Raw genomic sequence first — 23,816 nt, 5'->3', positions numbered from 1 at the left:
TACATTTTCTCCGCTTTGCAATGTTGTTTATAACATTTCAAAGCGGAACGCTTGATAAGAAGGTGTTTCGTAGGGGTGAGCCTTTTTTAAAGCCGCAACAGCAGCCTGGATTTGTTCTTCAGTACAGGTAATTTCTACTTTATATTCAGCTACCCTTTCGAGTTGATTGACGTTTCCAATAAAAGCCTGGCTGCCAGCTAATGGCATAAATTGCCCCTCACCCAAGGTTTGCCAGGCACAATGCTGATAATGGCCAATACTCCCTGCCCCTGTAGCAAAGATAGCATTCTTAACAATTTCCAAATGCGCTTCTGGAACAAAAAAACACAGCATATACATTGGTATCACCTAGACCCTCGGCGGGTTCCTTGATAAAAAGATCCTGAGCTGAGCTGGCTTCAGCTCAGCGCTCCGCTCCAACCACGAGGCCTTGATGGACATTCCTTTTTATTTTTATCGCCGTTGCTAACTTTTCCAATAAATATTCCGTTTCTTCCCACGAAATACAAGCATCGGTAATGCTTTTTCCATAAACAAGTTCATTTACATTTTTTAAAGGTTGGTTCCCTTCAAGTAAATTACTCTCCAGCATAATTCCAGCAATCCCTTGGCTATTATTTTCAATTTGCTGACAAATATTATCAACAACTATACGCTGATTAACATAATTTTTTTGACAATTTCCATGGCTGCAATCAACAACTAACTTAGGACTTAATCCATTGTTTGAAGTTGCATTAAATGTTTGTAAAACGCAGTCTTCATCATAATTAGCACCACGGTATGATCCACGTAAAACAACATGAGAATCTTCATTACCACTTGTTTCAATAATTACCGCTTCCCCCTTTTCATTAATATCCAAAATATGATGAGTTTGTCTCGCTGAATAAACAGCATTAACAGCAACTTGTATATTTCCATCCGTATTATTTTTAAATCCAATTGCCATTGGTAAACCGGATGCTAATGCACGGTGGATTTGTGATTCTGAAGTTCTTGCACCAATTGCCCCCCAACTTATAAAATCGCTGATATATTTATGTATGAATGGATCAAGAAATTCTGTCCCGGCAGGCACTTTCATTTCAGTCATTTGAAGTAATAATTCTCTCGCCATCCTCAACCCATCGTTAATAGCATAAGATTCATTTAAATAAGGATCATTAATAAAACCCTTCCAGCCAACTGAGGTTCGCGGTTTTTCGAAATACACGCGCATGATGATAAGTAACTCTTGTTTATGGCGCTCTATCGCTTTTTTTAATAATTCAGCAAAATGCAACGCTAAGTTCGTATCGTGAATGGAACAAGGGCCTACTATGGCTATTAAACGATCATCTCTGTTATGAATAATGTTATTAATCTGCCGTCTTATCTCTTCAATAAAATAAGCATCATTTTTCATAAGTGGTAGTTGCTGCATTAATGTAGCAAAACTAATGAGAGAATGGCAATTTGTAATCCTCAGATTTGAATATTTTTTTTCTTTCATAAAAACCTCACAACAGTAAAAAATTACTCAATATCTATCAATAAGTTATGCTTCCTAATCCAATGATAATTAGGATAACAAAACTGGTAAATTGGCTATCTGTGATGCCCCCGTCATCAACTGTGTTAATATCCGATCAGGATCATTGCCTTCAGACGCTGAACAATTTTCTAGCGAAGCTACTGCAAATAATGCAGCTTTACCCGTTTCTATAGAACCATAGGTTTCATCAACAGCAAGTGCTTGAGCCCCATGCAAGGTAGCGCAGGCTAAGTAATTTTGCGGCGAAATATTTTCACCAACCTTATTATGCATATCCCAGGCAGCTTGCATTTCCTCCCAAATTGAAAGTGAAGGACAACTCGCCAAGCTGTCGGTCCCTAAACAAACTTTGATGCCTGAATCTAAAAATTCTGCTAATCGAAAACGCCCATTCATTAACTGCGTATTACTACGAGGACAGTGCACCACGGCTATGTGTTTGCGTCGCAAAAGTTTGATGTCATCCGTCGTTGCCTGAACACCATGAATAAGCAATGGCCGAGCATCAAGCACCTTAAGCTGGTGTAGATAAGTAATAGGAGAACAGCCTGGAATAGTAAAAGGTTGCCGTGGCCAGCCAGCCATTTGGTAAAGTTTATCAGGTATCGCCCCACTACCATCAAAAAGAAATTGAGTTTCATCCAATGATTCTGCAACGTGAATCGATAAAGGAACCTTATTCGATTGGCACCAACGAGCCGTGCTGGCTAATAATTCGGGCGATGTTGTAAATGGTGTATGTAAAGATAAGCCAAATCGTATGCTAGTTTCTTTAAAACATGTTTGCCATAAAGTGAGTTTTTGTTGCGCGTTTTTAAGAATAATTGGTGCTTTTTCAGGGTCTACACCCAAAAGCTCATAATAGACAATACCCGATAAACTATCTTGTGCTAATTGTTCAACGCTGCTATCAACTGTTGCAATATCACCTACAGCGGCTGTTACAAAAGATTTGACCATGTTAATACCCTGTTCTGCGGAACTAACAAAATCCTCTTGCGATAAAGCCTTTCGTGCTTTGACTAAAGATAAGATCCAATCCACAAAGGGTGTATTTTCAGGAATTGCATTTACAAGTGATGTAAGCTCAAGATGAGTATGTGCATTAATCGCGGCTGGCAAAATAACACTCTCACCTAAATCAAAAACTTCGCTATACGTGAATGATTTTCGTATATCCTGCCATGTTCCAACAGCCTCTATACGGTCATCACTAACAATGATGGCACCATTATGAATGGGTGGTGCGCTCACCGGAAAAATAAATTTAGCTCGCAATAGCTTGCGATTATCACTAATAATTCCCATTAAATTATTCCTTGCTTGTAGACAGTACATCCATGAACGGACTAACGGAAAAAACAGCTTTGCCTACACCTGCTTCACCATAACCAGGTGGTGGACCAAGACCATAGTAATTCACTTTATCCCTGTATTCCTCGAGTAGCCGTAAATGATACTCAAGCGGCGCCCCATCCGGGTTTGTGTCACCTAAAGGTGTCATTGGCTCAGGACACCAAGTTGTGAAGCGAGGGGCAATACCTTTCGACATGAAAAAATCCAACCCTTCTGCTGTTGAACGAATGGCTGATTCAACATCTTTGTATCCGTATGGAGCAGCCATCTCTATTCCTGCAACAAAATTAGGGATAATATTACTGGGCTCAAAGACTTCTGTTGCATCAATAATACGTCGAATCCAATTTTCCCTACCTATGTATCGCTGTTTTCCTGGACAAAACTTTGCAAAAAGTTCGGGATCCCAAATTTCATAATTGGGATGGTAAATTTGTGCACCTGCGTCCTTTAATGTTTTCACATCTTTGACGGGCCATGCCTGTGCTACTATCTTAGCAATCCAGCGTTTTGGAAATCGTTCCTGAATTGCTTTTATATACTGCGCATAGAATTCAACTTCATTTTTCCCTTGTAGACTTGAGGTCACACTTCCACCGGTGAGAGTATAAGCATAACTGGACGTATCGCTTTCCATGACAACTTCCAATGCGGCTAATATGTCCTCGATACTTTTAATGCCGGTATAAGGCCTCTTTTCTTTAATTTGTTGACGATAATTGTTATTAATGTCGCAATATTGGCATTCTTCTTTTTTGCCAAAATACTGACAGATGCGAAATACGGTTAGATAAAGCAAGTATCCCCACTCAATAGAAGGTGCCAACTCAGCGACAGGTCGACCGTCTGCTAATTTTTTTCCGTAGTAAGCGGGCATTTCGCGAAAATACACTTGTGCAAGCATCTCTTCACCTGCATATAACCATAATTCATCGTCTACACGTGTCACACGATAGATGGAAGCCGGATTCAAACGAACAGAAATAATCGTGCGCTGCAAATTATATTTTCCACCAAATAAAGCTATTTCTTCAGGAGCGCGCCACTTAGGAACATCATCTAATTCTTTTTGGGTGACCATATCAAAAGAAAAAATAAAGTAGGATTTAGGCTGATGTTTAACAGTGTCCGTATCTCGTCCGTCAACAAGTGTATCAGTATCGAAATTTAATCCTTTACGCAAAATATCGGCCTTAATAATAGCTTCTTTAGGTAATGAATCATGCGCATTAAAGTGTTCTTCTAATCGAATATTGTCAATCATAAGCGTTATCCTATTAATTAAATTTTATTCGCTAATTCTGCGCTCGACTTTCCTGTGAAAAATTGAACGAAAAGTTAGCTAGAGTCGCAAAGAAATTTAATGTTTTCCCAACGAAAACCTGCCACAGTTAACTCTAAAAATATTTTTAACCCACATAGATGCTTAAGGGTTAATTCATAGCTAATGTTTTTAAGATAATCTTTACAAGCAGAGTAGGGTAAATTGGTCTTTTGCATTTCTAATTTCGCCAATTCATCTAATGATATTTTTCCATAGCTTTTCGACTCATATAACAGTGACAAACACTCTGAATCTATCACCTGCTTTGCAATTTCTCGCCTCACTGCCCAAACACTATACACAAATGGATAATGTAACCAGTTGTTCCATTCTTGACCTAAATCATACATATAGGGAGTTCGCCCCCCAAAGGATCTTCTTAAGATACCCTCTTTAAATGCAGAGTCCCCAATAATCAAAGCAGCACTGTTTTCGTTAAGCATGACATCAAGGTTGGATTTTGATACGACAAATTGAGGGTTTATTTTGTATTTTTCATGACATAGTAACTTTAATAAGCCAACTGATGTTGCAGATTGATTAGTGATGGCAATATTGCGACCATCTAATTGATCCCAGCGATGATAATGTGAAAACAATAATACACTTCGAACAGGACCTGATGATGAAACCGAAAAATTTGGCAATAAGAGCCATTTATCACAATGACAGCCAAATGCAAAACTTGAGACATTTGCAATATCGACGCGACCATTTAGCAGTGCTGAATTAATTTGAGTTGGCACACCTTTGATGATCTTTATTCCATAATTTTTTTGTAAATTTTTTTCTTTCAATAATAAGCCAACGATAGGATGATTAATGAAATAGTCAATTATTCCGAGATTTATTTTATTATTTTTTGCTTTATCAATTAAATAATTATCAATCAAAGTATGAGATTTTTCAGTTGTTTTATAAGATTGAATCCTGTGAGCCATTACCTAATCCTCAACTAGCTAAAACCATACAACAAAACACAAAATGGTAACGCTAAAAATAATAACCATATTAATTAAAAATATAGATAAATTTTTCAAAAAAACAACTTAGATTTTAATCTTATAAATATTTGAAAATATCAATACGGAAAACATCTTCAGTCCATATATTTTATTTTATTGAAAAAAAACATGGAGCTTATGTGAATTATTAAGCTCAATAACTTATTATTATTTGCTTTTTTTTGTTAACTTTAAGGCTAAATTAAATAAAAATTATCGCGTATGAAATATTCATGTACTATAATTTTTATGGATTGATAGCAGTAGGAGTAAGGAGCAGTTATGACTACAACATCCTTATACGGAGAAATTTTAAACACGGAGAGAATAACCCCAAAACAAGCCTTAAAGATAATAGAAGTAATGCCATCAGAAGAATTATATGAGTTAGGCAATGCAGTACGTCAGCGAAATAAACCAGATAACGTCGTCACCTATGTCATAGACAGAAATATCAATTACAGTAACGTTTGTGCGTCAGTATGCAACTTCTGCGCTTTTTTTCGCAAGCCTGGTGCACCAGATGCTTATGTGCATAGCTACGAAGAAATTTACCAAAAAGTAGAGGAAATGCTTGAGTTAGGCGGCAGTGGTGTTCTAATGCAGGGTGGTTTGCATCCCAATCTTCCTTTTGAGTATTACTTAAACATGTTAAGGCAATTAAAATCACGTTATGGCATACATTTACATTGTTTTTCGCCGCCAGAAATTGATAACTTCGCGAAAATTTACAATTTAAGCTTAGAAGAAGTCTTAATCCAATTAAAAGAAGCTGGCCTTGATTCTGTACCCGGTGCAGGCGCAGAAATTCTTGTTGATGAATTTAGGAAAAAAAGGCGCAGTAAATGTACAGGCGAAGAATGGTTACAAGTCATGCGCGTTGCGCATAAACTCAATATACCAACCACAGCAACTATGATGTTTGGTATGGGTGAAAAAATTGAGCATCGCATTGACCATTTAGAAAAATTAGCTACATTACAAGATGAAACAGGAGGATTTATTTCTTTTATTCCTTGGACCTTGCAACCTGATAATACGGCTATTGGTAAAATTTATCCAGACCGTGTGCCACCAGAAGAGTATTTGCGATGGTTTGCTTTATCAAGGATTTATTTGCAAAAAATTCCTAATTCCCAAGTGTCTTGGTTAACGCAAGGGTTAGATGTAGGTAAAAAAGCATTGCACTGTGGTGCTAATGATTTAGGTAGTATTATGATTGAAGAAAATGTTATTTCACAAGCCGGCGCCAATCATAAAGCGACCGAGAGCATGTTACGCCATGCGATTGAAGACGAGGGCTACGTCCCTATTAAAAGGAACGCCGCTTACCTCCGCTTAGATCAATAAAATACCCTTGGCAAAACCAGTCTAATAAATGTTGGGCCAAGGCCCAACACTAAGCATCAACAAAATTAAGCAGATCTTCAACAACATCGAAACAAAGCTCGTCGTACTGCTCCAAATCTTGGTTTTCTTGGCGAATCGCTTGCATTTTGCGAATGGTTTCTTTGATTTCAATAGGTAAGTTTTCGTTAGGTGCCTGCCCTCCCGGCCAAGCTGCGTCGCGAGTTGCCTTATCTGGCCAGCGTGAATAGGCTAACCAAAGCCCATCTTCGCCTTTATGCAAACAGCAACCCATTGCACCGCGATGTTTTACAAAATAATTAACAATGGTGCGCCAATATTGCTGATAACTTTTCTCTTGCTGTGGTTTCAATTTAAAACGATAAATCACTGCAAACATAAGGATTCCTTGGTTGAATTATCCTTTTCACCTCTATCCGCCTGCCCTCAAGGTGTCAAGCACAGGCGATGGGCGGTACTGTTTACTTCGCTAATTCAATGGTGAATGCCAAGGCTAATTTGGTGAAATTGACCAAATGTTCGGTATTCAATAAGCTCATCGTATCTGCCGAACTATGAATATAGGGGTTATGCTCAGTAAAACTGGTTTCACAGGGGAAAGCAGCTGGGATCCCTGCAGCCATCCATGACGCATGATCACTACAGCCATAACCACATTTTGAATAGGCTACGGGAACCTTAATATAGGTTTGAATTAACTCGGCCAAAAAATGACTCAATTGCGGATCAGTATAATCACGGAAAATCCACATGGTAGGATCTGTTTCATCACTACGATAACCTGTCATATCAAACTGGATAGCTGCTTTCACTGGAATCTTTTTATTCATGAAATCTTCAACAACAAACTGAGAGCCCACTAAACCTCGCTCCTCAGCAGCATACCAAACGATATAGATGGGATGTTTAAACTTTACCGGCGATGCTAATAAGATACGCGTCATTTCCATGATGGTTGCCGAACCACTGGCATCATCCCCTGCGCCTGGCATACGACCATCCAAAGTATCCATATGGGCCCCGATAACAATAGCCGGTTCCTTGTTGTTTTTACCAATCACGGTGACAACTGAAGGTTGATTGTATAGAGTACCTGTAGCCACAAAATAAGTTTCAGTATCTTGTCGGCCGTATTCAAGCGCTAAATGCTCAAACTGTGATTTCAACCATTCTGCTGTTTCTACACCAGTCGGCTGGCTCGCAGAGCGATTGTAATAGTTTGTTAAATGAGTCACCGTTTGCCAAATACTGTCAGCATCAATTTTGGATAATGCTTCGTTAACAGCCGCTTCATGCTGGATTTTATAGCCTTGCTTTGATTTAAACTCTGTTTGAACCGCAGGTTTTGATAGTAGTAGCTTAGTTGCCAATTGTTGCTTTTTGACTCGATCTCGGGTTGCAAAATGATGAGAGAGATTGACAAAGCGCCCGCAACCAGCCTGGTCCGCTAATAAAACTAAGGGAGTAATTTCGCTTGAGGGTAGATCAATGATTTTAAACTCAGCGTTCTCCGCAAGCACAGGATAAGTTCGAGTTAATTTTGCGGCTAAACATTGAGGTAATTGGATTTGCTCAGTAGCCTGTGTTTGGGCAGATAGCAAGGGGCTTAAAGCCATGAGCAAACTACCAGTAAGGCATCTCAGCCTAGAAAAATAAGACATCTTATCTCCAGAAAAGGGATTAAAATTTGCACCGATCGTACACGAGAATGAAAAGGATACAATATTTACGAGACAAACTCCTGGTCGTTGTTAAGGGTTATCGCTTGCGGAGGGTCATGGCGTAACAAAGCTCGTTATTACAGGATTACTAAGTTTTTTTCACAATTTGATAATAGAATTTATTCTGATTGATTTTATTTAATTCATTATAGGGATTCATTTCTAAAACAGAGGTTAGAAAAATGGTTTTTTGCCAGATTTCCAGGTTATTAAATCGATATCGTTCTTTGGCGACTAAAATTAAAATTTTTCCTTCGGTTTCTTTAACATTTCCCCAATATTTATACATCAAACTATTAGTACCAAAAATATGCGAACCAATAATCGGGTAAATCGAATTGCTTTGTCCCTGTTTAAAAAATTTTTCCTGATAAAAAGCAAATTCACTACCAATATTGTAGGTATCCAAAGGTACTATAATAGGAGAGCTTTTAGTATTAAATTCTATATTTTTAGCAAGCGCTTGTATTTGAGAGGTCAAATTTTCCCAGGGTAATTGTTTGGCAAAAGCGTATTGATAAATTGCTTGCGGTTTGCCGGAGTAAACACAAAAAATAATGCTCGCATAAAAGAATAACAATCCGCTCAGCGTTAAGATCCAACTTTTTCTCATTGAAAAACGAGTTTTATAGTCTTCATGCATTAAAATTAGCAACCAGGGAATAAGGGCCAAAAGACTGGGGCCTATCCAATTCAGTTTAAGCTCGCGAAACAAACTAAATACGGAAAAAACAAGAAGAGGGACTAGGCTAAATAGTTTTAAAAACTGTTTATTATTATCCTTTATTTTTATCGCTGGTGAAAATTTATTGCTAATTAATTGCCAGCCGCCCCAAATACCTAGCGGAGTTAAAAAAACAATCAATAATCCAACTAGAGCATGGAAAGAAAAAACATAGTGATTTTCTAACCTTCGTTTACTTTGAAATAGAAATGAAGCCCAGTCATGAGTCCAATTCCAGTAAATGACTGGTATAAATAATAAGCTAGCGATTAACGCACATAAATAAGGCTCTTTACGCGTAAACCATTTTCTTGAAAAAAGAATCATATAAATGAGCGTTGAAAAACCTAGTAGCGCAATTGTATATTTCGATAAAAGCCCCAAACCAATCCATAACCCAGCCCAATACCAGCTACTTCGTTTTTCTAAAACGAGCGCTTGATACAGAAAATACAAGGTCGCAGACCAGCATGCAATAAGCGGAACATCGGGTGTAATAATTAAAGAATGAACGAAGAAAAAAGGTAGAATTGATAACAAAAGGATTGCATATTTTCCTGCACCTTTTTGAATTAATTCGGTTAATCGATAACTGAAAAAAACCGTCAATAACCAACAAGGAATCGTAGCGAAGCGAACACCTAATTCGTTGACTCCAAAAATTAAAGTGCCCCATTTTATGAGTAAAGCAACCATTGGCGGATGATCGAGATAGCTAAAATCCAAATGGTTAGCGTAATTCCAATAATAAGCTTCTTGTACTAATAAGTTGGCATTTAAAATAAAAAAAACTCTCAGCAAGACAGAGATAGTTATCAAGAGAATTGGAATTTTAAAATTGATTTTCATAGCATCACAAATACTTAAGACAAACTAATCAATCGTTTTAATTCGTTAAATCGTAAATTGCATAGCACTCGAATTGAATCAAAGATGCTGTAGGCAGGCAATTTACTTTTTCCTTTTTGCCTATCGATAAAATGAATTGGATATTCTAAAATAGAGAGTTTGTTCTTATGCAACAACCATAAAAGTTCTATTTTATAAGCATAATTTTGCGAAATAAATGCGGAAGGTAAGGCTTGAATAAGTGCATTTTTGCGCGTTACGCGAAAGCCGCTAGTAAAATCTTTATACTCCCTGGTTAACATCAAACGAGCAACCTGATTACCTAAAATGGATAACAATTTTCGGCTCCACGCCCAGTTTTCTGCAATGCTTCCTCCCATGATATAACGGCTACCAATGACTACATCATAGTGTTGCAGCGCTGCGAACATTGGCGGCAGATAAATGGGTTGATGAGATAAATCAGCGTCGAATTCAACAATAATATCCGCCTGTAATTCATTTAGAGCATAAGTCATCGCCTGAAAATAAGCGGAACCTAAACCTGATTTTGACTCTTCAGTTTTGACCTGTAATTGAGGGAAGTTTTTTTGCAGCTTGTAGAGAATATCCTGCGTCCCATCATTAGAATTGCTATCAAAAACTAATACCTGAATATCTAAATTAGACACATGGGCTACTTCGAGAAAAACTTTTTCAATGGTTTCCTCAATAATAGCGGCTTCATTGTAGGTAGGAATTATAATAACTGCTTTTTCTTTGTTCATTTTGGAGGATACTCAAACCTGATCCTTAGCTTTAATGGCTCATTATTTCTTTGTTAAAATTTATTGTCAATTTTTACCAGGTATAAATCATAAGAAACTCAGATGAACCCAGAGAATACGTCAAACCCCGACTGAGATACCCCCCTCTTTTTGAGTGTGAATTTGAGTTGATTATTCTCATTATGCTTAAATTGCCAGCCAATCGAGAAGGGGATGATGACAATACTTCATGAGGATACCTCAGATCTTGGGCGTAGCAACTAGCCCCGTGATTTTAGTGATACTCAAGAGTGAGCTATTACTGAATTTGCACAATGCCCTTTTTTTGATCTCATGGTTATTGATAATCATTTTCATTTGTTATAAAGTTTCACTTCCTTCAAAACTGCTTGCGTGGTGAACAATGAAATTAAGAAAAATACCTAATTATCTTCTTCCGTGGCTTCTTACCTTGGGCGCTAGTTTAATTATCGGTTTTTTAAGCTTTACAGGAATGCTTACGATTGTACCTCTTCTTTCTTTAGCGATTGCTGCTTTCGTTCTGTCCGTTGCTTATGAGGGAGAAATTTATCTACAAAACATTAAAAGCGCTCTTAATAAGTTATTTTTTAAGAGAGATTATTTGCAGAATCATCTGGCTAATGAATTTCTTATGAAGTCTTTTACTAAAGGACTTGTTGACACGGCAGATGAGAATTGTCCGCAATTTTTTAAAGATTATGAGGCTCAACTGAAGTTATTGCATAAGTTTGATCATAAGCGGTTGAATAAAGATTCTAAAAAAACCAAGAAGCAAATTAAAAAAACCTTGCGTGACATGGAAAAATGGTTTGCTTTGCAATTGTTTTCATCAGCTGATGAAACCGACCTGACTCTTTATGAATCAAAGCTGCGCGATTGGCTCAAAGAGAATGGTCAAGCAAATGTTCAAGAATTATTTCAAAAGCGGCAAAAAACGTTTAATGCTGTCAAAGTATTCAGCGTACTAGCTGGTATTTTTATGAGCATAGGTACGACCTATCTTTTAATCGACGCTTTTGCCGCCTTACCTATTCTTGCAGCCATCTCATTTACCGCTTTACCTGCGATTATTCTCCCTCTTGCAATTTTAGCGGGCGTGGCTTACGGCTTCCTCATTTATAACGCAGTAACCGATATGATTAATAACGATTCAGTGCGGAAATGGTCCAATAAAATAGTTAAGGATCTCAAAGAGGGAATCACTTTTCGTAGCGCCACCATAGCGGTTGCTGCTGTTGTTTTAGTTCTTTTAACAGGTGCCCTTACTTTCTGTACAGCAGGTACTTGGTGGACAGTTGCTAAAAATACTCGTCCACTCTTTGCTTGGATGAGTAAAATTCCCAATATCATTGCTAGTGGTCTGTTTGTCATTACTGGATCTGCTCAGCTTATCTTTAACCTGGAAAATGTCTTTAGCTCCTTGAAACTCATCCGTGATGCGTTTAAATCAGAAGACAGTATGTGGAGAAGGATTGGTCATATCTTTTCTAAAGAATTTAATGCCATGCGCAACAATGAGAATCTTTTGCAATTACTCAATTTACCGCGTTTAATTTTACTTCTGACCTTTGTACCTCTGCGTATGATTGTATTTTTAGGCCATTTAATTGGCATTGCAGTCTCTTCGGACAGGGTTCCTGGTATTCCTGAACTTGCTTCCTCAGGGCTTGGATTTACTAGCGAATTTTTTGAGGATTTCCATTATTTCTTCGGTGATCTTTTCCATACTCACAAACATGACCATGACACTAAAAGCCTTATTAAAGAGCGACTGAAAGAAGGTCATGGTCATGACCACAGTAGAGATATTCCAACTCAATTGCTTAAATTGCTCTTTGCTCCACTCTTTTACGCTGCAGCAGGCTGGGATTGGGCAGCAACTCGATTGGTGAGAAAACCTCGGCAAGAATGTGAGCTTTTGCAAATGGATACTAAGCCACATAAATTTAAAGAGTTAGGGCTAGAGGGCAAATCTGCAGTGATTTTATATAATGATGATCAGCTTTATTATGCCGACGCAAGCAAGAAAAAAGTCATAAAGATTAAGTTAAATGAAACAAATGAAGCGGCAATTGTAGGCCTCAAAGCAGCAATTGTAGAGCGCTCTCAACCAGCAAAAGCGAATGAACTTGATCTTATCTTTTCTCTAACCGGTCAGCACAACAGGGACACAAGTCTCTCCTGGAAAGATGCTTTGAGAAGACAAACAGGAGAAGCCAAAGAAGAGTCTGTGACCCTCAAAAAGAAAGCTCAACAACCCTCTGATGCTTGGAAAGTAGAACAGTCTGCTCTGAGAATTTCGAAATACATCGACAAGCATTTAAGCTCGGTGAGTTTGGATCCTCGTGGCCATGCGCCCAAGAAAATTGAACAGTTGAAACAACTGCGCAATGAGGTTCGTCATCTCGATAATCCAACTGAAGAAAATATTAAAGCTTGTATTGCTGCGGATGCTGAAAGGAATAAAGAGGGAGTTTATAACAAGCAGCGGCATGATTATCCTTTCTTCAGACCAAAGGCTAATACTAATACACGCACGCAGACTTTTCTTGAAGAAGATTTGCCTCAGCAAATTAGTGCAGCGCCTACGGCTTAATCACAGAATTGTCATCCCTGCAAAAAAGGGATGACAATAAATAGGCAAATCCCAGTTATAAATCTGTTTATGATGGCTCTAATAAATTCTTCAATCCCGCCAAATGCGATTTCGCTAGTGCTTTTGATTTGGCTTCATTCCGTTCACCTTTCCCAAACCATTCCAAATGATCCTGTGGTAATTCATCTAAAAAACGACTCGGCAGGCAATCCTGTAACTCGCCCAAACGCCGGCGTTGCTTGGCCAAAGTAAAGCATAAACCTTTTTGCGCCCGGGTAATGCCTACATAGGCAAGCCGGCGCTCTTCTTCAATTTGCTCAGCATCGATGCTTACCCGATGGGGTAATAGCTCTTCTTCCATACCCACAAGATAAACAAAGGGAAACTCTAAACCTTTTGAAGCATGTAAAGTCATCAGTTGTAAGGTTTCGGCATCCTGCTCATCGGATTGTTCTAAAATATCAATCAAAATGAGCTTGTTGACTACATCGGCCAAATTATGACTCGGATCTTTAGCGAGCAAGCGCCCTACCCATTCCACTAACTCCCAAACGTTATCCATGCGCTTTTGTGCTTTGGCGGGCGTGTCGCATTGTTCATAAATATAGGCTTCATAACCACTGTCCTCGATCATTTCACGTAAAACTTCGACAACAGTTTCAGTCTGAGTACGCACTTTAATCTGCTCGAACCATTTTTTAAATGCTTGCAAAGCCGCTCGCGGCTTATCAGCAAGGAGCTCGCCTAAGGCAAGATGCTCCGCACAACTGTATAAGCTTTGTCCTCTTGATTGCGCATAATGCCCTAAAGCATCCAAACTCGTTTCCCCGATACCCCGTTTTGGCGTATTGATAACTCTTAAGAAAGCAGCATCGTCCGCTTCATTACAAAGTAATTTCAGATAAGCAAAGATATCTTTTACTTCAGCACGGGCAAACCAAGATTGTCCGCCGCTAATGCGATAGGAAATACCATGATGACGCAGTACTTTTTCAAACACCCGCGATTGGTGATTACCGCGATAGAGAATGGCATAGTCGCCATATTGAGTACGCTGACGCAATTTATGACTAATCAAATCGGCCACCACTTGCTCTGCTTCATCGTTTTCATCTTTACAACAAAGCACACGTAATAATTCACCATGACCTAATTCAGACCATAATTTTTTGTCGAACAAATGAGAATTGTTAGCAATTAAATGATTCGCCGCATGCAAGATTCGACTGGTAGAGCGGTAGTTTTGTTCCAATTTAATTAACTTTAAGCGGGGATAATCTTGCTTCAACTGCGCTAAATTTTCCGGTTTTGCCCCGCGCCAAGCATAGATGGATTGATCATCATCACCCACAACCGTAAATTGCGCTCGCGCACCGACCAGCAATTTTACTAATCGGTATTGGCTAGTATTGGAATCTTGATACTCATCAACCAATAAATGACGAATTTTATTTTGCCAATATTCGAGAACTTCTGGATGCTCGGTTAACAGTTTAACCGGTAGACGAATCAGATCATCAAAATCCACTGCATTATAGGCTTTCAATGCTTGCTGATAACGTGGATAAATGAGTAAAACCTCATCCCAAAGCGGGGTAGTCGCTGGATAATGGGCAGCCTCTTCAGGCTCTAATAAATCATTTTTCCATTGAGAAATTTGATGCTGAACCTGCATGAGGTATTCGCGATCACTGGCTTTGCCCACTGGCAAAAAACTTCGCAAAAGCTGCTGGCAATCTTCGCTATCAAAAATGGAAAACCCTTTTTTTAAAGCGCAGAAGGCAACATTTCGTTTTAAAATACTCAAACCTAAGGTATGAAAAGTTGCCACTTTTAAACCGCGTCGGCTTGCTGCTGGTAATACTGAAGCGATGCGTGCGCGCATTTCATTAGCTGCTTTATTGGTAAAAGTCACTGCGCAAATCGTGCTCGCCGTGTAACCACATTGCTCAATGAGATAGGCAATTTTTTGGGTAATTACCCGAGTTTTACCACTGCCTGCTCCGGCCAATACCAACAATGGACCATCGATGTATTTAACCGCTGCCATTTGTTGTGAATTAAGCATGTCTTTGCCCGAACAAAAAAGGAGCATTATCGCGTGCCCAGCGCTAGCAGGCAATCTTTTATGATAGAATAGCCAGGTTAATTGATTTTGAAGGATTTAGAATTTAGAAGGCCACTATGAAAGAAACCGATTCCCTACAACGATTTATGTTTGAACATGCCAGCATCCGCGGTGAAATTGCCCATCTCAAAGACACTTATCAAACGATTTTAAATCAACGCCCCTATCCGCCAATGGTGAGAAATTTATTAGGGGAAGCATTGATTTCCTGTCTTCTTTTAGCAGGAAGTATCAAATTTGAAGGGGATATCAGTCTGCAGTTTCAGGGGGATAAACGCCTGCCTTTACTACTTGTTCAATGTGATAATCAATTACATCTAAGAGCCTTTGCACTTTATCAAGAGAATCTTGAAATCGCTGATTACGCGGAAGCTTTTTTAACAGGGCAAATGGTTTTAACGATCAACCAGCATAACAAAACTCAAGCTTATCAGAGTATGGTTCCGCTGCAATCGACCTCGATGAGTGAGAATTTAATGTATTATTTTGCGCAATCAGAGCAGGTTGCAAGTCGTTTGTGGTTAGCAGTTAATGACGACATGGCGGCAGGTATGTTGCTGCAATTAATGCCCGATCAAGATACAGTTCAACGTGAACAATTTTGGGAATATGCAGTTCAACTTGGTCAAACGGTCAGTGAAGACGAATTATTGAATTTAAAGAACGAGACGCTTTTACATCGCCTGTACCATGAAACAGAATTACGTATTTTTGATAGTCGCAGAGTCAGTTTCAAATGCCGCTGCAGTGAAGAGAAAATGAAAGAGGTTTTGAAAATTCTTGGCGAAGAAGAGGCGCAAAAATTATTGCAGGAAAAAGGCAAAGTAGAAATAAGCTGCGATTTTTGTAGTAAACAATATAGCTACGATCCTATTGATATTACGATGTTGTTTCGTAAGCCTTAAGTCTCTTATAAAGGCAGTTCGGCCTTCGTGGATTTGTTGTTCTGTCTGCAAAGACAGGGAGATCTTTCTCTGGAAAACTCTCCGCTTATCGCTGGTTAAAATCAGTGGTTGGCGGGGAGTATCTCGATTTAGACTAGTAGATAAACTACTGTAGGGGAAGATCTGGCGGAGAAATAATCACACTGTCCGCAGCTGAAAATTGAAAAAACTCATTACGCATTGCTCGTAGTACTTGTTGCATTGTTAAAAATTGTTTACTTAATTGAAAATATAACCCTGCCTGGCCTTCGTATAATTCCCCAACAGTTAAATAAGCTGCTTGCCCCATATCAGCAAAATAACTCAGACTGACATTGCGCTTTTTGGCCATACCTGGGAAAAGACCGCAGAAAAGCAAGCTTTTATCACCCACTTCACGTAGCACTTCAACCTGCCGATGCCTTGTGGTTTGTAGTGATTCAAGAAAATCGAGGGCGACAACTGATTCAATTAATTCACTACCTTGAGAAAAACGCATCAGCAGAAAAACCAGATAACTTTCTGTGTTTTCATTAAGCAGTAAATGAGTTGAAGCCTGTGCTTCATTCACCAATGCATGCCATTGGCTCATCTCAGTGGGATGTAAAATTAATTTTCCCATAATACCTCTCTGCCTGTACTACTTAAGTTTAGTGTAGCAAACTGCATACCAGCATTGGGCCGATATTTTTCCAACGATTAAAGGGCGGCCTGCTGAGGATCGCAGCTAGAAAAAATTTTCCATACCCATCACTTACTATTATCAGTTCCATTTAAGATCCCAGGTGTCGTATAGACAGTGCCATTACTATTTACATTATTCGGTACAGTATTGGGTCCGACTGAGCCGGGATGATAATAATGTACCCCGCTATCATTCACATTGTAGTGAACTGCATTTTTCTGTTGAGGTGAACCACTAAGAGGGGCGCTACCCGGTAAAGTCACTTGGGATGCATCTGCATTGGCAGCCGGTGCAAAAAAAACGATAACCGCTGTTACTAGGGCTATTAATACACCATAAAATAACCTGTTCATACCAACCTTCCTGAAGACTTGTTTCCCTATACTAAGTTTAGTTTCTTTTTTACTAAATGTAGGTAAGAACTTAGACCCATATTTCAACGAATAATGAATTTGTTGATCCTAACTGATTGAAATCATTCATAAGTCCATTCCCCAACCTCATCGACTAGGACTTTAGAGCCATCCGTCACTTTAAGATGGCCATCTTCAGAGATAAAATAGGTGGTATTGCCATTGCTGAATTCATAACCAAGAGAATGGCAGGGGGTTACTTTATCGGCACACATTTGCATGAGCCGCCTGCCAATTAAATGAATAGTTACCTTTTTTTCTTTATTAGTGCCCACATAACTAACCCGTTCACAACCCGCTTCAGACTTAGAGTCCAAGCAATTAACCACCACTCGAAAATGGGCTGTGTCTAAGGTTCGGGCTGCTGCTGTTCCACAAATAAGTGAACTCAGTAATCCAATGATTATTATTTTCATTTCAAATCCTTATAATTTATCGAATGGATATACTTATAGCCTAGTCTAAAACTTAACTTTTGCGGTTAAATCTCAATGGGCTCAAATAAAGAATAGCGAATTTGATTGCAAGGTTTTTCTAAGCCAATGGGCTCTACAAAACTAGCTATAAAGTGCTGCCAAAAATCATAATAGAGATGGCTTTGCAAAGGGTGCCCATCTGAGATTGGAAAACAGGGACCATGATTTGCTTCTAAAAGCCATAAATGGCCTTGATTATCTATCAGAAAATCAAAGCCATAAATCGCTAAATGACGACGTTTATGGCAGACAAAAGCTTGGGGAAATAATTGCTCCAATCCCTTAATAACGGAGGAGATCTGAGCTTTAATTTGTGGGTACAAGCTTGCGAATAACTCAAAACGTTGTGAAGGGATTTGAATCACATTAGACTCATCCTCTTCTAAATGCTCATTCGTTAAATGGGGTCGCAAATCGGAAAAATCCTTTGGCGTGAAGCGATGCATGGCCACATTAAAATAACCCTGTGGGTACAAATAAGCGCCGGCATAATTGCTGATAACAACAAACATGCGAATACTGTATTTGCGTTCATCCCTTAATAGATGAGGATTGCTAATATACTGCTGCAAAACATGCTCACCACCTAAGCGTTTACCACTCAAATAATGCTGCTCCAACTCACTTAATTGCTGAAAAATTTTAATTTCTTTTCCATTATTAAGAAGAGCTGGTTTTAAAATCCAAACTAAACCATCCATTTGGTTAGTGAATTGGCCATTGAGTAAATAATATTTATTGGCAATTTTATTTAAAATAACTGGCCAGTTTTCATCATTAATACAATAGGTTATTGGCATCACTTCCGGGCAATATTGTGCAACAAGCTTAGCCAATAAATGTTTAAACTCAAGTGACTCCGCTGCTTGTGCATCAAACTGCAGATTAATGTCACTAAAATTAACTTGTTTCGGAGAAGAACAGCTCTGCCAACCCCTCTCTTGCAAATAACGATGCAAATTATAATGCGTCGGTGATTGTAATTGATCTAAGCAAAAACGAAGTTTGCTATTCATCTTATAAAATTCCTATCAGGGCTATGAGTTATCTCACGATTTGATTATCGTCCCTGCGAAAGCAGGGATAACAAAGCATAGCAACTCAAATTTTAGCTAAATCTCGCTTAGCAGAAAGTATAGTCGAATTGATAAAATAGCCTAAAGTACCGGCTATTAGCCCCCAAAATGCAGCACCGATACCAAATAAAGTGATGCCTGAAGCGGATACCAGAAAAGTAATGAGTGCTGACTCTCGTTGAGAGTCATCATCAACTGCTAACTTTAAACTTCCACCAATTGCATTTAACAAGGCCAAGCCCGCGATGGCTAACACTAATTCTTTGGGAAAAGCAGCAAATAGAGCAACGACCGTCGCCCCGAAGATAGCAGTGATTAGATAAAAGACGCCGGCCCAGACCGCTGCACGATAACGTAGTTGAGGATCGGGATCGGCTTCTTTACCCATACAAATTGCCGCTGTAATAGCGGCTAAATTAAGCGCATACCCACCAAAGGGGGCAAGGATTAAATTAGCAAGCCCTGTCCAACTGATTAACGGTGAAATGGGTGGATTATAGCCTGAGGCATGTAAGGCCGCGACGCCAGGAATATTTTGCGAAGTCATGGTGACTATAAATAAAGGAATACCAATACTCATCAGTGCTTGCCAAGAAAATTCGGGTCTAACGAATTGAGGTGTTGATAGAGCAACATGAAAATTTGCTAAATTAAATAAACCTGCATAGCTGGCAATGGCAATACCTATTAGCAGAGAAAAAATAATGACATAACGTGGAAATAAGTGCTTGCCCACTAAATAACTGACGAACATGGCAATCACTAAGAGAAATTGATGCTCCATTGCTACAAATAGATTCATCCCGAACTGTAATAAGATACCAGCAAGCATTGCCGAAGTTAATGTGCGGGGGATGCGAGTCATTAGCTTTTCAAACCATCCGGTTAATCCCGATATAACTATAAGTAAGGCTGAAAAAATAAAGGCTCCTATCACTTCAGGCATCGACACGCCTGTCAAGCTAGTAGTCAATAGCGCAGCCCCCGGCGTTGACCACGCGGTTAAAATGGGGACGCGATAAAAAAGAGAGAGTCCAATGCTCGTTATTCCCATGCCTAATCCGAGAGCAAGCAACCAAGAACTCACTTCTGCAGAACTGGCGCCGGCTGCAGCAGCTGCTTGAAAAATAATTACTACGGAGCTAGTAAAACCAACCATGACCGTCACAAATCCTGCAGTTAGATTGGCAAAAATGAACTTATTGAACATAATGGTCTTCCCAAGTGGAAAAATTGTACGCTATAACGCACATTATATCTTAACACAGGATTGTGCGCTATAACGCACATACTCTTTTGGAGTTATTTTGAAAACTATTTCCCAACATATTGCCGAAACCTTAAAAAAATTACGCCAACAACAGGGCTGGAGTTTGGATAGAGCAGCGCAGGAAACGGGTGTCAGCAAAGCGATGCTAGGTCAAATTGAGCGCGGAGAATCCAGTCCCACAGTAGCCACACTTTGGAAAATTGCCAGTGGTTTTCAAACCTCATTTTCTTCTTTTATCGAGGACTTTCCTACTGAATCCGAAGGCATGATTTATCGCTCGGTCCAAACTCAACGTCTCAGCCATATGAATGAAAAAATTTACATTACAACGCTTTTCCCTTTTGATCAACAATTGCACTTCGAGCTTTTTTCGATTGAATTACCGCCCGGCTCTGAGCATTTATCAACAGCCCACGAACCTGGGGTAGTTGAACATGTTATTGTTGTGAGTGGAGAGATAGAAGTATTGTTGAATAATATTTGGCAAACTTTACAACAAGGCGATGCCCTACGTTTTACTGCTAACCAAGCACACGGCTATCGCAATAAAGGCTCTGTCAGCGCTGTTTTCCATAATATTATTCATTATCCTACTTAACCGAGAAACTCATTGTGGTGTTTTGTTCATAGTTAATCAGTGAACAATCAGGACGAAACTCCCTTTTATAGTTCTCATAAGCAGTACGAAAAATAACTTCTTCCAAGCGTGTTTGAAAATATTCAATAGCATCAGGATCGTGATAGCTAACGGCTAAATCAAGCCAATCAAACCCGACTGTCCAGTCTCTTTCAATATTAGCTTCATCAAAATTAACGTAAATATCTTTATCCATCACGGTTTTTAATGTTTTGATATCAGCAAAACCGATGAGAGCCACTTCAAATTGAGCACCACTATAACGCTGCTGGCGGCTCGAAATTTTGCGAATGCGTGTAGCCTCCCTAATCGCGTCATGAAGATAGTCATTAAAAGCTTGAGGTTCGACTTTCTTTAATTGACCAGAATTTTTAGATTTTTTAGAAATTTTAGGAGCTACTGGCTTTTTCTGACTAGGTCGGGCGCTTTTCTCGCCAAAAAAACCGACCTTTCTCTTATCTTTAGGCATTATGGACACTCGCTCAAAATTATTACAACTGCATATTTTAGGCCTGCACAAGCAGGCAATTTTAATTCATTTTTTGCAAATAACAATCATTTTTATAATACAGTTATCATGTGGGGCAGGTTTTTGCACCTCCGGCATACGATCCGTTGACGTCGTATTTACAAGAAGCATAACTTTTGCTCCCCGCCTCCTGTAGCGACCTCATAAAACTTGCAATTTGCACGCAAATTGTGTATAAAGGAGTTTGCCTGCAATTTATTTGTGCAATAAGTTAACAAAGATGAATGATTTATTACTGATACAACCCACTTTTTCAGTTATTCCAACCGAGGTAAGTACTCTCGCTGTTGTCGTCGTTGTTGTGGCCCCCGCGGCCATCTAACTAATCTCCTTTCACAATTCGCTTTTACCACCTAACCAAACAAAAAATTGGGAAACAGGACATGCAACAATACAAATCGATTTTGATCTACGGCTTCGCAATCTTCGCCATGTTTTTTGGCTCTGGCAATCTAGTTTTTCCATTACAAATTGGCTTTGCAGCCGGTGATAGCTGGGTTATGGGCTTCGTTGGTCTTCTCTTAACAGGTATCTTACTCCCCCTTATGGGCCTTTTTGTTATCAAACTTTATCAGGGAAATTACCATGCTTTCTTTGGCAGTGCCGGAAAGTTAGCAGGGATAGTTTTGCCTCTAATCATGCTTTCCCTGCTTGGCTCCTTTGGGGTCGTTCCCCGCTGCATTACTGTAGCTTACGGTAGTTTAAGTTATATTGTGCCACAGATACATTTAATGCCCTTTAGCCTTTTGTTCTGTTTTATCACCTTTTTCTTTTGCCTCAATGATAAGATGATGATCAAAATTTTGGGAAAATGGATGAGCCCCATCTTACTCATTACCCTAATTGTCATGATTGTTATTGCTGCAATGAAAGCACCTAGCCCCGAAAACCAGATCTTAGCGAATACGGCATTTCTGAATGGATTTACTACCGGTTATCAAACGATGGATTTATTTGCTGCTTTTTTCTTTTCAGCACTCATTTTTACGCAAATCCAGCAACAACTGCCGAAGGCAAGTAATCGAGAAATTCTTTTGTTTGCAATTAAACCAAGTATTTTGGGCGCCTCACTGCTTGCTTTAATTTATTTTGGTTTTGTTTTTTTAGGCTCACATTACACCTCACTCCTAAAAAATACCTCCCCTGAATTGATGTTACCCAGTATTGCCTCACAGGCCATGGGTACTTATGCCACTTTATTCATCGGCGTTGCTATGTTTTTTTCTTGTCTAACAACTGCAGTTGCCTTGAATAACTTATATGCTCGCTATCTTTGCTCTCTGTTCAAACTAAAAGAGGATAAATTTTATATTCTTCTTCTTATAACGACCGGCGTTTCTTTTGTTATTTCGCTCCTTGATTTTAGAGGAATTGCAGCCTTCCTTGCTCCTATTTTAGAGTTAACTTATCCTGGGGTTATCGCACTAACTATGCTGGCAATTGTGCTCAAAGAAGGGGATTTTTTAAAGAAAACGATATTTTATATGATGACCCTTTTTATGTGTGTTCCGATGGCTATTCATTAAAGGATTGCACATTATAATTTGTCCGGGCTCCGAGTTATCTCCACGAAATTAAATAGACTGTTTAGTTCATTGCTCGTCTTGTTTATCCCGTTCGCACTGAGGAAGCGTGCAGCGCGCTGTCTCGAAGTGCAAAAGCGCCCTTTCGAGAGCCTCAGGACAAGCCTTCGAGACGCACGCCATGTGTGCTCCTCAGGCTGAACGGATAAAATGAATACAAATTCCTTAGATCCTCATTTCGTCGAGGATACCTCAGCCCGAGGTATCTCCACGAAATTAAACAGACTGTTTAGTTCATTGCTCGGCTTGTTTATACCGTTCACACTGAGGAAGCGCGCAGCGCTGTCTCGAAGTGTGAAAGCGCCCCTTCGAGGCCTAATGCTCCGGAACTTGCGCTGTGACGCAAAAATGTAGCACAAATTTATTGCTAGTGATATTTATTAAGTCAATTAGTGCAGGGAGTTTAGCATTTTGCTTTGCCTAAAAATGGCCTCAATAAGCCTCATCGAGTTATATGTAGTTTATTAAGGCAATATCAATCCAATATCTTTATCGTTTTTGCGTCACAGCGCAAGTTCCGGAGCATTATGCCTATTAGAGCAAAAAGAACTTTTAGAGCAAGAAGTTTGGCAAAAGCAAGCCCTAATCAAGCAATACGCTGCTGCAAAAGGGCTCGGAAAAACAGCAGTTGCCAGCAAACTTGCTTTTCAAATCGTGACCGATTCAACATTAAAAAAAATGGCAAGAAATGAATTAGGTACCTCTGAAACGGGCATTCGGCAGGATGCACTCAAATTTGCAACCCTCAAACTACTAAACGGATTATCATCAGAAGAACGAGAAAAAATATTAACGGTTAAAGCCTATCTTAATAGTTGCCAGCAAACCC

Annotated in this window: 22 protein-coding genes; 6 read left to right on the top strand and 16 right to left on the bottom strand. The window is 39.3% G+C overall.

Annotated elements, in window-relative coordinates; genetic code table 11:
• Window positions 1-27: 27 nt before the first annotated feature.
• The 5 genes from Lnau_RS13710 to Lnau_RS13690 form a co-directional block, all read right to left on the bottom strand.
• Window positions 28-339 (bottom strand): YqfO family protein, encoded by a 312-nt coding sequence (locus tag Lnau_RS13710; RefSeq protein ID WP_058505695.1) that lies wholly within the window; start codon window positions 337-339, stop codon window positions 28-30.
• 64 nt (window positions 340-403) lie between these two features.
• On the bottom strand, window positions 404-1,495 hold the full coding sequence (locus tag Lnau_RS13705; protein ID WP_058505694.1) for a 3-deoxy-7-phosphoheptulonate synthase: 1,092 nt from the start codon (window positions 1,493-1,495) through the stop codon (window positions 404-406).
• A gap of 69 nt (window positions 1,496-1,564) precedes the next feature.
• A complete protein-coding gene (locus tag Lnau_RS13700; protein ID WP_058505693.1) occupies window positions 1,565-2,845 on the bottom strand; it encodes an amidohydrolase family protein in 1,281 nt (426 codons plus the stop codon).
• A gap of 4 nt (window positions 2,846-2,849) precedes the next feature.
• Entirely contained in the window at window positions 2,850-4,157 is a 1,308-nt protein-coding gene (locus Lnau_RS13695) for a radical SAM protein (RefSeq protein ID WP_058505692.1), read from the bottom strand.
• A gap of 74 nt (window positions 4,158-4,231) precedes the next feature.
• Complete coding sequence (locus tag Lnau_RS13690; protein WP_162263207.1) at window positions 4,232-5,110, bottom strand: menaquinone biosynthetic enzyme MqnA/MqnD family protein; 879 nt, start codon at window positions 5,108-5,110, stop codon at window positions 4,232-4,234.
• A 393-nt stretch (window positions 5,111-5,503) separates the two neighbouring features.
• Between Lnau_RS13690 and mqnC the strand changes: the two genes are divergently transcribed.
• Entirely contained in the window at window positions 5,504-6,571 is a 1,068-nt protein-coding gene (gene mqnC / locus Lnau_RS13685) for a cyclic dehypoxanthinyl futalosine synthase (RefSeq protein ID WP_058505690.1), read from the top strand.
• A 49-nt stretch (window positions 6,572-6,620) separates the two neighbouring features.
• Here the strand turns inward: mqnC and Lnau_RS13680 are convergent, their stop codons facing one another.
• From Lnau_RS13680 to Lnau_RS13665, 4 genes are all read right to left on the bottom strand, one after another.
• On the bottom strand, window positions 6,621-6,968 hold the full coding sequence (locus Lnau_RS13680; protein WP_058505689.1) for an antibiotic biosynthesis monooxygenase family protein: 348 nt from the start codon (window positions 6,966-6,968) through the stop codon (window positions 6,621-6,623).
• 82 nt (window positions 6,969-7,050) lie between these two features.
• Window positions 7,051-8,250, bottom strand: a complete 1,200-nt coding sequence (lapA, locus tag Lnau_RS13675) for an aminopeptidase LapA (protein WP_058505688.1) — start codon at window positions 8,248-8,250, stop codon at window positions 7,051-7,053.
• A 148-nt stretch (window positions 8,251-8,398) separates the two neighbouring features.
• A complete protein-coding gene (locus tag Lnau_RS13670) occupies window positions 8,399-9,883 on the bottom strand; it encodes a glycosyltransferase family 39 protein (protein ID WP_058505687.1) in 1,485 nt (494 codons plus the stop codon).
• A 14-nt stretch (window positions 9,884-9,897) separates the two neighbouring features.
• Complete coding sequence (locus tag Lnau_RS13665; RefSeq protein ID WP_058505686.1) at window positions 9,898-10,650, bottom strand: polyprenol monophosphomannose synthase; 753 nt, start codon at window positions 10,648-10,650, stop codon at window positions 9,898-9,900.
• 403 nt (window positions 10,651-11,053) lie between these two features.
• Between Lnau_RS13665 and Lnau_RS13660 the strand changes: the two genes are divergently transcribed.
• A complete protein-coding gene (locus Lnau_RS13660; RefSeq protein WP_058505685.1) occupies window positions 11,054-13,267 on the top strand; it encodes a hypothetical protein in 2,214 nt (737 codons plus the stop codon).
• 67 nt (window positions 13,268-13,334) lie between these two features.
• Here the strand turns inward: Lnau_RS13660 and Lnau_RS13655 are convergent, their stop codons facing one another.
• The gene (locus Lnau_RS13655; RefSeq protein ID WP_058506013.1) at window positions 13,335-15,335 is read right to left on the bottom strand and encodes a UvrD-helicase domain-containing protein; all 2,001 of its coding nucleotides are present in this window, start codon (window positions 15,333-15,335) and stop codon (window positions 13,335-13,337) included.
• Between the two features lie 116 nt (window positions 15,336-15,451).
• On the opposite strand from Lnau_RS13655, the gene hslO reads away from it, so the two are divergent.
• The gene (gene hslO / locus Lnau_RS13650; protein ID WP_058505684.1) at window positions 15,452-16,300 is read left to right on the top strand and encodes an Hsp33 family molecular chaperone HslO; all 849 of its coding nucleotides are present in this window, start codon (window positions 15,452-15,454) and stop codon (window positions 16,298-16,300) included.
• 145 nt (window positions 16,301-16,445) lie between these two features.
• On the opposite strand, the gene Lnau_RS13645 is transcribed toward hslO, so the two are convergent.
• From Lnau_RS13645 to Lnau_RS13625, 5 genes are all read right to left on the bottom strand, one after another.
• Window positions 16,446-16,940, bottom strand: coding sequence for a hypothetical protein (locus tag Lnau_RS13645; protein ID WP_058505683.1), 495 nt, complete (start codon window positions 16,938-16,940; stop codon window positions 16,446-16,448).
• A 128-nt stretch (window positions 16,941-17,068) separates the two neighbouring features.
• The gene (locus Lnau_RS13640) at window positions 17,069-17,356 is read right to left on the bottom strand and encodes a hypothetical protein (protein ID WP_058505682.1); all 288 of its coding nucleotides are present in this window, start codon (window positions 17,354-17,356) and stop codon (window positions 17,069-17,071) included.
• Window positions 17,357-17,478: 122 nt separating this feature from the next.
• Entirely contained in the window at window positions 17,479-17,832 is a 354-nt protein-coding gene (locus Lnau_RS13635) for a hypothetical protein (protein WP_058505681.1), read from the bottom strand.
• A 65-nt stretch (window positions 17,833-17,897) separates the two neighbouring features.
• Window positions 17,898-18,908, bottom strand: a complete 1,011-nt coding sequence (locus Lnau_RS13630; protein ID WP_058505680.1) for an ATP-grasp domain-containing protein — start codon at window positions 18,906-18,908, stop codon at window positions 17,898-17,900.
• Window positions 18,909-18,993: 85 nt separating this feature from the next.
• Window positions 18,994-20,178 carry a benzoate/H(+) symporter BenE family transporter gene (locus Lnau_RS13625; protein WP_058505679.1) on the bottom strand — a complete coding sequence of 395 codons (1,185 nt, stop codon included), beginning with the start codon at window positions 20,176-20,178 and terminating at the stop codon, window positions 18,994-18,996.
• Window positions 20,179-20,275: 97 nt separating this feature from the next.
• Here Lnau_RS13625 and Lnau_RS13620 point away from each other — a divergent pair, with 97 nt between their 5' ends.
• On the top strand, window positions 20,276-20,836 hold the full coding sequence (locus Lnau_RS13620) for a helix-turn-helix domain-containing protein (protein ID WP_058505678.1): 561 nt from the start codon (window positions 20,276-20,278) through the stop codon (window positions 20,834-20,836).
• Here the strand turns inward: Lnau_RS13620 and Lnau_RS13615 are convergent.
• Entirely contained in the window at window positions 20,829-21,344 is a 516-nt protein-coding gene (locus Lnau_RS13615; RefSeq protein ID WP_238585982.1) for a hypothetical protein, read from the bottom strand. The two genes, Lnau_RS13620 and Lnau_RS13615, sit on opposite strands and share 8 nt — an antisense overlap.
• 443 nt (window positions 21,345-21,787) lie before the next feature.
• On the opposite strand from Lnau_RS13615, the gene Lnau_RS13610 reads away from it, so the two are divergent.
• Both Lnau_RS13610 and Lnau_RS13605 read left to right on the top strand, forming a co-directional pair.
• Window positions 21,788-22,930, top strand: a complete 1,143-nt coding sequence (locus tag Lnau_RS13610) for a branched-chain amino acid transport system II carrier protein (protein ID WP_058505677.1) — start codon at window positions 21,788-21,790, stop codon at window positions 22,928-22,930.
• 555 nt (window positions 22,931-23,485) lie between these two features.
• Window positions 23,486-23,816: hypothetical protein (locus Lnau_RS13605; RefSeq protein ID WP_193786821.1), on the top strand; the 331-nt coding region annotated here is incomplete at its 3' end.

Origin of the sequence: Legionella nautarum (genome assembly GCF_001467895.1) — a bacterium.
GTDB classification, from domain to species: Bacteria; Pseudomonadota; Gammaproteobacteria; order Legionellales; family Legionellaceae; genus Tatlockia; species Tatlockia nautarum.
The sequence above is the reverse complement of the archived record's forward strand: the minus strand, read 5'-3'. Positions and strand labels throughout refer to the sequence as shown.